Genomic DNA, 12,219 nt, shown 5'->3' on the forward strand with positions numbered 1-12,219 from the left:
CGCACCTAGGCGGGCGGCCGTTCGGCCTCGGGGGCCACGGCGCTGACCTGGGCGGTGCAGAAGGCGCAGCGGGTGGCCTCGACGGGGATGTCGCTGCGGCACTCGGGGCACTGGCGTTCGGTGGCGGCCTTGTCGCGCTCGAAAAAGGCCAGCAGCCTGGCCATCGGCATGACGACCAGCCAGTAGACGACGGCCGCGATGATGAGGAAAGTGAGCAGGTGGTTGAGGAAGTCGCCGTACTTGAACTCGCTGCCGTTGACGCTGAAGGAGTAGTCGGCGAAGTCGGGCTCACGGCCGCCCCTCACCGCGCCGATCAAAGGGGTGACCAGGTCGGCGACGAGCGCCTGGACCAGGCCGGTGAACGTGGCGCCGATGATGACGGCCACGGCGAGCTCCACGATGTTGCCGCGTAAGAGGAACTTCTTAAATCCACCCATGGCCAACGCCTATTGCCTGGCCAAAGCAGGTGAAACCCCATCAGAAGCGGGAATGGGCCGCTCATGCCTACCAATCGCCTGACGGTCAGTATTCCGAAGCCACACCGCGAACCGCCGGGAGGCGTCATACTCACCATGATCGACGTCTCGACACCCGTCAGCTAGCCGGGAGAACATGTGGGAATGGTCGAGATCTGGCCGGGGGACCCCTATCCCCTCGGAGCCACCTACGACGGCGCGGGCACCAACTTCGCCCTCTTCACCGAGGCCGGGGACAAGGTCGAGCTCTGCCTGTTCGACGACGACGGCCGCGAACGGCGCGTCACGTTCACCGAGTGCGAAGGCTTCATCTGGCACGGCTACCTGCCCGGCATCGGCCCGGGGCAGCGCTACGGATACCGGGTGCACGGGCCGTACGAACCCGAGCAGGGGCTGCGCTGCAATCCGGCGAAACTTCTGCTCGACCCCTATGCCAAGGCGGTCGAGGGCGGCGTGCGCTGGGACGAGGCCGTCTACGGCTACGCCTTCGGCGACCCGGCCAGCCGCAACGACACCGACTCGGCGCCCTATGTGCCGCGCTCGGTCGTGGTCAATCCGTTCTTCGGCTGGGGGCACGACCGGCCGCCCGCCACGCCGTACCACGACACCGTGATCTACGAGGCGCACGTGCGCGGGCTGACGATCGCGCATCCGAAGATCCCCGAGCACATCCGGGGCACCTACGCGGCTCTGGGACATCCCGAGATCATCGATCATCTGACCGGGCTCGGCGTCACCGCGATCGAGCTGATGCCGGTGCACCAGTTCGTCACCGACCACGTGCTGGAGCAGCGCGGACTGACCAACTACTGGGGTTACAACACCGTCGGCTTCTTCGCCCCGCACAACGCCTACTCCAGCCAGGGCCAGCTCGGCGGGCAGGTGCTGGAGTTCAAGGCGATGGTCAGGGCGCTGCACGAGGCCGGGATCGAGGTCATCCTCGACGTCGTCTACAACCACACGGCCGAGGGCAACCACCTGGGGCCGACGCTCAGCATGCGCGGCATCGACAACCCCAGCTACTACCGCCTGGTCGACGGCGACCGGCAGCACTACATGGACACCACGGGCACCGGCAACAGCCTGCTCATGCGCTCGCCGCACGTGCTGCAGCTCATCATGGACTCGCTGCGCTACTGGGTCGTCGACATGCACGTCGACGGCTTCCGCTTCGACCTGGCCTCGACACTGGCCCGCGAACTGCACGAGGTGGACCGGCTCTCGGCCTTCTTCGACCTGGTCCAGCAGGACCCCGTGCTGTCGCGGGTCAAGCTGATCGCCGAGCCGTGGGACGTCGGGCCCGGCGGCTACCAGGTGGGCAACTTCCCCTCGCGATGGACCGAGTGGAACGGGAGATACCGCGACACCATCCGCGACCTGTGGCGGGGCGAGCCTGCCACGCTGCCGGAGTTCGGCTCGCGGCTGACCGGGTCGAGCGACCTCTACCAGGACGACAGCCGCCGCCCGGCCGCCTCCATCAACTTCGTCACCTGCCACGACGGCTTCACCCTCACCGACCTGGTCTCCTACAACGCCAAGCACAACGAGGCCAACGGCGAGGACAACCGCGACGGCACCGACGACAACCGCTCGTGGAACTGCGGCGAGGAGGGGCCCGCCACCCTGGCGATCGAGTCGCTGCGCGAGCGGCAGAAGCGCAACTTCCTGACCACGCTCTTCCTGTCGCAGGGCGTGCCGATGCTCTCGCACGGCGACGAGCTCGGCCGTACCCAGCAGGGCAACAACAACGTCTACTGCCAGGACAACGAGCTGAGCTGGGTCGACTGGTCCGACATCAGGGAGAACTGGCTGATGCTGGAGTTCACCCAGCGGCTGGTCAAACTGCGCAAGGAGCACCCGGTCTTCAGGCGCAGGCGCTTCTTCTACGGCAGGCCGGTGCGCGGGCTCGGCGACATCGCCTGGCTCACGCCTTCGGGCGAGGAGATGACCGACGCCGACTGGAGTGTGGGCCACGCCAGGTCGCTGGCGGTCTTCCTGAACGGCGAGGCCATCACCGAGCCGGACAGAAGAGGCAGGCGCATCGTCGACGACTCCTTCCTGCTGCTGTTCAACGCCCATCACGAGACGATCAGGTTCACCGTGCCCAAGGATTACGGCGAGATGTGGCTGACCGAGATCGACACCGAGATGCCGATCAGCCTCGACGCGCGTATCTGCCGGGCGGGAGAGGCCATCCCGGTGGGGGGCCGCTCGGTGCGGGTGCTGCGCCGTGTCTAGCACGCACAACCGGCCGATCTCCACCTACCGGCTGCAGCTGACGCCCGCCTTCGGCTTCGCCGAGGTGGCCAGGGTCGCGCCGTACCTGCGTGAGCTGGGCGTCAGCCACGTCTACCTCTCGCCGATCCTCCAGGCCGTGCCCGGCTCCCAGCACGGCTACGACGTCGTCGACCACTCCCGTATCCGCGAGGAGTTCGGCGGCGCCAAGGGCTTCAGGCTGATGGCCGAGGCGCTGGCCGCGGCCGACCTGTCGATCGTGATCGACATCGTGCCCAACCACATGAACACCGAGGGCAGCGCCTGGTGGGCCTCGGTGCTGAGCGAGGGCCGCGATTCGCCCTACGCCCATCATTTCGATGTGGAGTGGGACGCCGACGGCCGGATGCGGTCCTACCGGCGCTTCTTCGACGTCTCCTCGCTCGCCGGGCTGCGCCAGGAGGATCCCGGCGTGTTCGACGCCACCCACGAGGTGATCCTCTGGCTGGTGGCCGAGGGGCTGGTCGACGGGCTCAGGGTGGACCACCCCGACGGGCTGGCCGACCCGGCGGGCTACCTCCGCCGCCTGCGGGCCAGGACCGACGGCGTGTGGACGGTCGTGGAGAAGATCCTCGTCGGCGACGAGGCACTGCCTGCCGACTGGGCCTGCGACGGCACGACGGGCTACGAGACGCTCAACCTGATCACCGCCCTGTTCGTCGACCCGGACGGCCGGGCGCCTCTGGTGGAGCTGTTCACCCGGACGAGCGGGATGACGGCCGACTACCCGGCGGTCGTGGATCGTTCGAAACGCGATGCGATCGAGCTGTTCTTCGGCGGTGAGGTGGCCAGGCTGGCGGCCGTAAGCGGGCGTTCGGCGGCCGAGCTGACCGAGGAACTCGTCGCGATGAAGGTCTACCGCACCTACGAGGCGGGCGGCGAGGCCGTCACCAGGTTCCAGCAGACCAGCGGCCCCGTCATGGCCAAGGGCGTGGAGGACACCGCACTGTACCGGTGGTTCCCGCTGGCCGCGCTCAACGAGGTCGGCGGCGAGCCCGACCGGTTCGGCCTGTCCGTCGAGGCCTTCCACGCCCACGCCGCCCGGGCCAGGCCGTACTCGATGACGACCCTGTCCACCCACGACACCAAACGCTCCGAGGACGTACGGGCCAGGCTCGCGGTGCTGTCGGAGATGCCGGGGGAGTGGGGCGAGGCGGTGGCGTCGTGGTCGGCGCGCGTCAGCTTCGATCCGCACCTGGACCTGCTGGCCTGGCAGAGTGTGATGGCCGCCTGGCCGATCGACGGCGATCGGCTGGCCGCCTACCTGCTCAAGGCCGCGCGCGAGGCCAAGCTCCGTACCTCCTGGCTGCGGCCGGACGCCGGATACGAGGAGGAGCTCACGGCGTTCGCGCACGCGGCGGCGGCACTGCCGGTCGGTGAGTTCACCGCCGCGATCGAGCCCTACGCGATGGCCAACTCGCTCGGCCAGAAGCTCGTGCAGCTGCTCATGCCCGGTGTGCCCGACCTCTACCAGGGCAACGAGACGACCGACTTCTCCCTGGTCGACCCGGACAACCGCCGTCCGGTCCGGCTGCCCCGCGTCCCGGTGAGCGCCTGGGACGAGGCCAAGCTGCTGCTCACCACCAGGGCGCTGCGCCTGCGCCGCCGCCTCGACCCCGAGGCCCCCTATCTGCCCCTCGAAGGCGGCGAGCACGTGGTCGCCTTCGCCAGAGGCACGCGTGCCGTCGCCGTCGCCACCCGCCTGCCCGTACGGCTGGCACGGCGCGGCGGCTGGCACGCCGAGACGCTCGACCTGCCGCGAGGACGCTGGCGCGACCTGCTCACGGGCTGCGCACACACGGGCCGGATCCCCCTGGCCCACCTGCTGAACCGATATCCCGTCGCACTACTGGAGCGAGATGGTGTTTGAAGTCTGGGCGCCCAAGGCCACCACGGTCGAGGTCGAGATCGGCGCCCGGCGACATCCCCTTGACGCCGACGAAGGGGGCTGGTGGCGAGGAGAGGTCGCGGGGGCCAGGCACGGCACCGACTACGCCTTCGTCCTCGACGGCGACGGGCCCTACCCCGACCCCCGCTCGCGCTGGCAGCCCGAGGGCGTGTTCGGGCCGAGCCGCCGCTACGACCACGCCCGGTTCACCTGGGGCGACCACAACTGGCGCGGACGCGACCTGCGCGGCTCGGTGATCTACGAGCTGCACGTGGGCACGTTCTCGCAGGAGGGCACGTTCGCCGGGGCGATCCGGCATCTGGACCACCTGGTCGGGCTCGGCGTCGACTTCGTCGAGGTGATGCCGGTCGCTCCGGTGCCCGGCGGGCGCAACTGGGGTTACGACGGGGTGGACCTGTTCGCGGTCAACCACACCTACGGCGGGCCGGACGGGCTGAAGTCGTTCGTGGACGCCTGTCATCGGTCGGGGCTCGGCGTGATCCTGGACGTCGTCTACAACCACCTGGGGCCTTCGGGTAACTTCCTGCACCCGTTCGGGCCGTACTTCGCCGGATGGCAGGGCAGCTTCTGGGGCGAGGCCGTCAATCTGGACGGGCCGGGTTCGGACGAGGTCAGGCGCTACTTCATCGACAACGCGCTGCAGTGGCTGCGCGACTTCCACATCGACGGCCTGCGCCTGGACGCCGTGCACGCGCTGCACGACGGCTCGGCCACCCATCTGCTGGCCGAGCTCGCCGACGAGGTGGACGCGCTGGCGTGCGCGGTGGGCAGGCCGCTGTCGCTGATCGCCGAGACCGACCGCAACGACCCGGCCACGGTGACGCCGCGTGAGGCCGGGGGCCTGGGCATGACCGCCCAGTGGAGCGACGACGTGCACCACGCGCTGCACGCGGCGCTGACGGGGGAGCGGCACGGCTACTACGTCGACTTCGGGCCGCTCGCGGTGCTGGCCAAGGTGCTCACCTCGGCGTTCTTACACGACGGCGGGCACTCGACGTTCAGGGGCCGCGCGCACGGACGGCCGGTGGGCGACCTGCCCGGCCACAGGTTCGTGTGCTGCCTGCAGAACCACGACCAGATCGGCAACAGGGCGACCGGCGACCGGCTCGGTGTTGAGGCGCTGCGCCTGGGCGCGGGCCTGCTGCTGACCTCGGCGTTCACCCCGATGCTGTTCATGGGCGAGGAGTGGGGGGCGCGCACGCCGTTCCTGTTCTTCACCGACCATGTCGAGCCCTCGCTGCGCCAGGGCGAGGCCGAGCGGCGGCGCAGGGAGTTCGAGAGCCACGGCTACGACTGGGCGCGCCTGGCGCCGGACCCCTCGCACGAGGAGACGTTCCTGCGCTCCAAGCTCGACTGGGAGGAGCTCAAGGACGAGGAGCACTGGACCCTGCTGGGCTGGTACCGCGATCTGATCGCGCTGCGCAAGGCCTTCCCCGAGCTGTCGGACCCGCGTCTCGGCCGGGTCGCGGTCTCCTTCGACGAGGCGGCCGGATGGCTGGTCGTCCGCCGGGGAGCTGTATCGATCCTGGCCAATTTCAGTACGGATTCTGTGACATTGCCCATCTCGGTAGGGGCCCTTTTGCTGGCCTCCGACGATGGTGTTTCCGCTGGTCCAGGCTTTGTTCACATACCGGGTCTGACAATTGCGATCTACCGGACAGTAACCGCCTTGTGACATTGATCCCGATACTCTGCCCGACGGCGTCATAGATCCGTCAAGTCGTTTTCAAGGCCTGGCCATGTGACGTCCTCTCATCGGGGGTATCGCCAGTTCGCGCCAGCATGCCCTCGTTTCACAGCGAACGGAGGGCGATGGGCAAGTACCTGCTGCGCAGGTTCGCGACCAACCTGCTCCTGGTGGCGATCGCGGCCAGCCTGGCCTACCTCCTGGCCGCCGCGAGCCTCAACCCCCGGCACAACTACGAGGGGCGCAACCCGCCGCCTCCGGCCGCCGTGGTCGACGCCGCGCTCGACGAGGCCAACCTCAACGACAAGGACCCCCTGATCGTCAGGTACGGCAGGTGGGTGTCCGGCGTCGTGCAGGGCGACTTCGGCAAGTCGTGGGACAACGGCTCGGTCAACGAGGAGATGGGCCGCCGGGTCGGCGTCAGCCTCAGGCTGATGCTGATCGGCACCGTGCTCGGCTCGGGGATCGGCGTCGTGGTCGGCGCCTTCGCCGCCGTCAAGCAGTACCGGATCAGCGACCGGATCATCGGGGTCTCCTCGTTCGTGATCATGGCGATTCCCGTGTTCGTCATCGCGACCGCGCTCACCATCGTGGTCTCCAAGGTCAACGAGGTGACGGGCACGACCTTCGAGTTCCTCGGCGAGTACAACCCCGCGCTCACCGGCTGGGACCAGTTCGTCAGCCGGTTGAACCACCTCATCCTGCCGACGATCTCGCTGTGTCTCGGGCAGATCGCCTTCTACAGCCGCATCCAGCGCAACATGATGCTGGACGTGCTCGGCCAGGACTTCGTGCGCACCGCGATGGCCAAGGGGCTGCGGCGCCGTACCGCGTTGTTCAAGCATGCGTTGCGCACGGCGTTGATCCCGGCGGCGACCTACTTCGCGTTCGCGTTCGGGACGCTGTTCACCGGGGCCACCTTCACCGAGAAGATCTTCGGCTGGCACGGCATGGGGGCCTGGCTGGTCGACTCGATCAACGCCCAGGACGTCAACGCCGTCGCCGCCGTGAGCTTCTTCACCGCCGTGTGCGTGCTGTTCGCCGGGCTGCTTTCCGACCTGATCGTCGCGTTCCTCGACCCACGAGTGCGGGTGAGCTAGCCATGCGCAACAAGGTAGTTCTGGCCCGCCTGCTCAGGAACAGGCAGGCGCGCTACGGGCTGATCTGCGTCCTGCTGCTGGTGCTGCTGGCCTACGTCGGGCCGTACCTGTCGCCGCACGACTGGATGGACAAGGACTTCCTGGCCTTCAAGGAGCCGCCGTCGGCCGAGCACTGGTGGGGCACCACCCAGGTCGGCGCCGACGTCTTCGCCACCACGCTGCGCGGCATGCAGAAGTCGATCGTCATCGGCTTCCTGGTCGCGCTGTTCTCGACCGGGGTCGCGGCCGTGGTCGGCGCCGCCGCCGGGTACTTCGGCGGCTGGCTGGACAAGGCGCTCATGTGGGGGGCCGACCTGCTGCTCGTCCTGCCCAGCTTCCTGATCATCGCGATCATGTCGCCGCAGTTCAAGGGCGGTAGCTGGCTGTGGTTCGTGCTGCTGCTCGCCCTCTTCTCCTGGATGATCACCTCGCGTGTGGTGCGCAGCATGACGTTGTCGCTGCGTGAGCGTGAGTACGTGCAGGCCGCCAGGTACATGGGCATCCCCGGCTGGAAGATCATCCTTCGCCATATCCTGCCCAACCTGTCGTCGCTGCTCATCATCGACGCCACGCTGAACGTCAGCGGCGCCATCATCGGCGAGACCTCCCTGTCGTTCTTCGGCTTCGGCGTCCAGGCGCCCGACGTCTCGCTCGGCACGCTCATCGCCGCCGGCAGCAACGACGCCTACGCCTACTGGTGGCTGTTCGCCTTTCCCGCCGGACTGCTCGTCGCGCTGGTCCTCAGCGTGAACCTCATCGGCGACGGCCTGCGCGACGCACTCGACCCGGGGAGCACCAAGTGACCCTTCTTGAGGTGCAGGACCTCACCGTCACGTTCGCGGGCGGCGTCGAAGCCGTACGCGGCGTCAGCTACACCGTCGGCAGCGGCGAGGTGCTCGGCATCGTCGGCGAGTCGGGATCGGGCAAGTCGGTCACATCGCTGGCCGTCATGGGCCTGCTGCCCGCCAGTGCCACCGTCAGCGGCTCGGTCAGACTGCACGGGCGCGAACTGCTCGGCATGGACGAGAACGAGCTGATCAAGGTACGCGGCAAGGCCGTCAGCATGATCTTCCAGGACCCGCTGTCGGCGTTCACCCCCGTCTACACCATCGGCGACCAGATCGCCGAAGCCGTGCGCATCCACCAGAACGTGGGCAAGGACCAGGCCGCCAAGCGCGCCGTCGAACTGCTCGACCTGGTCGGCATCCCGCATCCCGAGGTACGGGCCAAGGCCTTCCCGCACGAGTTCTCCGGCGGCATGCGCCAGCGCGCGATGATCGCCATGGCCATCGCCAACGACCCCGACCTGCTGATCTGCGACGAGCCCACCACGGCGCTCGACGTCACCATCCAGGCCCAGGTGCTGGAGGTGCTCAAGGAGGCGCAGCGCGAGACCAATGCCGGCATCGTGATGATCACCCACGACCTGGGGGTCATCGCCGGGCTCGCCGACCGGGTCGTCGTCATGTACGCGGGCAAGCCGGTCGAGAGCGGCGAGGTCGACGAGGTCTTCTACCGGCCTCGCATGCCGTACACCATGGGGTTGCTCGCCTCGATCCCGCGCCTGGACGGGGAGCAGGGGCCGCTGGTGCCGATCGAGGGCAGCCCGCCTTCGCCCAGTGCGCTGCCGCCCGGCTGTCCGTTCGCGCCGCGGTGCCCGATGGCCGTCGACATGTGCGCCGAGGCCGAGCCCGCGCTGGAGAACATCGGCGGGCGGCACGTGGCCTGCATCAGGGCGCGGGAGATCGCGGCGAACGACCTCAAGGGCGCCGACGTCTACCCCGTGCCCGTCATCCCGGTCGCCGACGTCGTGCGCAGGCCGCGGGCCGAACGCGCCACCGTGCTCGAACTCGACTCGCTCGTCAGGCACTACCCGCTGATGAAGGGCGCGATCATGAAGCGCCGGGTCGGCACCGTGCACGCCGTCGACGGCATCAGCTTCGACATCGCCGAAGGCGAGACGCTCGCCCTGGTCGGCGAGTCCGGCTGCGGCAAGACCACCACGCTGCAGCAGATCATGCAGCTGGAGCCGCCGCAGGACGGGCGCGTCGTCGTGCTCGGCAAGGACAGCGCGACCCTGGACAAGAAGGCGCGCCTGGCGCTGCGCCGGGACCTGCAGATCGTCTTCCAGGACCCGATGGCCGCCCTCGATCCGCGTATGCCCGTCGGCGACATCATCGCCGAACCCCTGCGCGCGCACGGCCGTACCCAGGGCATGCGCGAGCGCGTCGCCGAACTGCTCGCCCTGGTCGGCCTCTCGCCCGAGCACGCCGAGCGCTACCCGCAGCATTTCTCGGGCGGACAGCGCCAGCGCATCGGCATCGCACGCGCGCTCGCGCTCGAACCCAAGGTGCTCGTGCTCGACGAGCCCGTGTCCGCGCTGGACGTGTCCATCCAGGCCGGAGTCATCAACCTGCTGGACGCGCTCAAGGCCGAACTCGGCCTGTCCTATCTGTTCGTGGCGCACGACCTGGCCGTCGTCAGGCACCTGGCCGACCGCGTCGCCGTCATGTACCTCGGCAGGATCGCCGAGATCGGCACCGTCGAAGAGGTGTACGGCAGGCCCGCCCACCCCTACACGCAGGCGCTGCTCTCGGCCATTCCCCTGCCCGACCCCGTCCTTGAGCGGACGCGCAAGCGCATTCTGCTCGAAGGCGACCTGCCCAGCCCGGCCGACCCGCCTTCGGGTTGCCGGTTCCGCACCCGCTGCCCGAAGTTCGCGCTGCTGAAGGCCGACGAGCAGCGCCGGTGCGTCGAGGAAGAACCCCCGGTCATCGGGCTGGCGAACGCCGCCGATCATGGCGCCGCCTGCCACTACGCCGAGGAAGTCGAGGTCATCGCGACCTCTCATGAGGAGGAAAAGTGAAGGTTCGTTACCGGGCTGCGGCCGGTATCGCCGTCCTCGCCCTGGCCGTCGCGGCCTGTGGCGGCGGCTCCGGCTCCGGCGAGAAGGCACCCGCCGCCGAGGCGTCGAAGAAGGCCGAGGAGGTCGCGGCGACGCTGCCCTCCAGCCAGGTCAACGCGCTGCCCTACGAGCAGGTCTCCGACGGCGGCACGCTGAAGCTCCCGCTGCAGACGTGGCAGACCCAGTGGAACTACCACCAGGTCAACGGCACCAAGGGCGACGTCAACGACGTGCTGGAGACCCTGATGCCGTCACTGTACAAGTCTGACGACAAGGCGCAGATCTCTGCGAACCCGGACTACGTCGTGGAGTGGAAGGAGGACTCCTCCTCCGGCAAGCAGGTCGTCACCTACAAGCTCAACGACAAGGCCAAGTGGTCCGACGGCACGCCGATCACCTACAAGGACTTCGTCGCCCAGGCCGCCGCGCTCAGCGGCAAGGACGAGAAGTACCAGATCTCCTCCACCGACGGCTACGACCGCGTGGAGAAGGTGGAGAAGGGCGCCAGCGACACCGAGGTCGTCGTCACCTTCACCAGGCAGTACCCCGACTGGCAGGGCATGTTCTCGCCGCTGCTGCCCGCCTCCGCCATGGAGAGCGCCGAGGCGTTCAACAAGTCCTGGCTGAACAAGATCCCGGTCACCGCGGGCCCGTTCAAGGTCGGCAAGATCGACCAGACCGCCAAGACCATCACCGTCGTGCGCGACGACGCCTGGTGGGGGCAGAAGGCCAAGCTCGACCAGGTCATCTTCCGGGCCATCGACCTGTCTGCCGACGTCAACGCCTTCGCCAACGGTGAGATCGACGCTGTCGCGATCGGTGCGGACGGCGCCAAGTACAAGCGCGCCCAGGGCGTGCAGGGCGGCGAGATCCGCAAGGCCGCGGGCAAGCTGTTCCGCCACTTCACCGTCAACGGCGCCAGCGAGGTCCTCAAGGACAAGTCGGTGCGCCAGGCCCTGCTCGTCGGCATCAACCGCGACGCCATCATCCAGTCCGACCTCAAGGATCTGGACTGGCCGATCCGCCCGCTCAACAACCACCTGTACATGAACACCCACAAGGGGTACGTGGACAACGCGGGCGAGCTCGGCAAGTACAACCCCGAGAAGGCCAAGCAGCTGCTCGACGCGGCCGGTTGGAAGCTCGAGGGCGACGTCCGCAAGAAGGACGGCAAGGAACTGTCGATCAGGTTCATGTACTCCGCCGACCTGCCCGTCGCCAAGCAGGAGGGTGAGCTCACCCAGGCGATGCTGAAGGAGGTCGGAGTCAAGGTCGTCATGGACGCGGCGGTGCCGGAGAAGTTCTTCGAGCGCATCTCCGCCGGTGACTTCGAGATCACCCCCTTCGTCTGGGACGGCACTCCCTGGCCGATCGGCGCCCTGCCGCAGATCTATCCGAACCCGAAGAAGGAGGGCGAGCTCACGGCGAACAACTTCGCTCGCGTGGGTACGCCCGAGTTGGACGCGGCCATCGACGCGGCTGTCGGGGAGATGGACCCCGCCAAGGCGATCGATCTGGCGAATGCGGCCGACAAGATGCTGTGGGACCTGGTCGGCGTGATTCCGCTGTTCCAGCGCCCCGACATCCGCGCGACCAAGGCGACGGTGGCGAACTACGGTGCGTTCGGATACCAGTCGAAGGACTGGACGATCATCGGGTTCAAGAAGTAGGCCGGTTCTGGACGTAGGTCGGATGCGGCGGATGGCGTCGCTGGTCTAGTGCTTTTCTGGTTCGCGATGGGCCCTGGTCGGGAGGCGGCTGGGGCCTGTTGCGTTTGTGGTGTGTTTTGTTGTGGCGTGTTGTGGTGGGCGGGGGTGTTTTCGGCTTGT

Annotated in this window: 8 protein-coding genes; 7 read left to right on the forward strand and 1 reads right to left on the reverse strand. The window is 68.3% G+C overall.

The genetic code is table 11. The features are described 5' to 3' along the window. Positions 1-5 precede the first annotated feature (5 nt). On the reverse strand, positions 6-437 hold the full coding sequence (gene mscL, locus ACTWNK_RS09805) for a large conductance mechanosensitive channel protein MscL (RefSeq protein WP_474303560.1): 432 nt from the start codon (positions 435-437) through the stop codon (positions 6-8). A 183-nt stretch (positions 438-620) separates the two neighbouring features. On the opposite strand from mscL, the gene glgX reads away from it, so the two are divergent. The 7 genes from glgX to ACTWNK_RS09840 all read left to right on the forward strand — a co-directional run bounded on the left by glgX (position 621) and on the right by ACTWNK_RS09840 (position 12,060). After that, positions 621-2,714, forward strand: a complete 2,094-nt coding sequence (glgX, locus tag ACTWNK_RS09810; RefSeq protein ID WP_474303561.1) for a glycogen debranching protein GlgX — start codon at positions 621-623, stop codon at positions 2,712-2,714. Continuing rightward, the gene (locus ACTWNK_RS09815; RefSeq protein ID WP_474303562.1) at positions 2,707-4,620 is read left to right on the forward strand and encodes a malto-oligosyltrehalose synthase; all 1,914 of its coding nucleotides are present in this window, start codon (positions 2,707-2,709) and stop codon (positions 4,618-4,620) included. The genes glgX and ACTWNK_RS09815 overlap by 8 nt, the downstream gene beginning before the upstream one ends. Continuing rightward, positions 4,610-6,334 carry a malto-oligosyltrehalose trehalohydrolase gene (treZ, locus tag ACTWNK_RS09820; protein WP_474303563.1) on the forward strand — a complete coding sequence of 575 codons (1,725 nt, stop codon included), beginning with the start codon at positions 4,610-4,612 and terminating at the stop codon, positions 6,332-6,334. Before ACTWNK_RS09815 ends, treZ begins: the two co-directional genes overlap by 11 nt. Positions 6,335-6,471: 137 nt before the next feature. After that, positions 6,472-7,446 carry an ABC transporter permease gene (locus tag ACTWNK_RS09825; RefSeq protein WP_474303564.1) on the forward strand — a complete coding sequence of 325 codons (975 nt, stop codon included), beginning with the start codon at positions 6,472-6,474 and terminating at the stop codon, positions 7,444-7,446. Positions 7,447-7,448: 2 nt separating this feature from the next. Beyond that, complete coding sequence (locus ACTWNK_RS09830; RefSeq protein ID WP_474303565.1) at positions 7,449-8,288, forward strand: ABC transporter permease; 840 nt, start codon at positions 7,449-7,451, stop codon at positions 8,286-8,288. Then, positions 8,285-10,351: a dipeptide ABC transporter ATP-binding protein gene (locus ACTWNK_RS09835; protein ID WP_474303566.1), complete on the forward strand. Its 2,067-nt coding sequence runs from the start codon at positions 8,285-8,287 to the stop codon at positions 10,349-10,351. The genes ACTWNK_RS09830 and ACTWNK_RS09835 overlap by 4 nt, the downstream gene beginning before the upstream one ends. Then, positions 10,348-12,060: an ABC transporter family substrate-binding protein gene (locus tag ACTWNK_RS09840; RefSeq protein WP_474303567.1), complete on the forward strand. Its 1,713-nt coding sequence runs from the start codon at positions 10,348-10,350 to the stop codon at positions 12,058-12,060. The genes ACTWNK_RS09835 and ACTWNK_RS09840 overlap by 4 nt, the downstream gene beginning before the upstream one ends. Positions 12,061-12,219 lie beyond the last annotated feature (159 nt).

The sequence above is a fragment of the Nonomuraea sp. IBHARD001 genome (genome assembly GCF_056106265.1).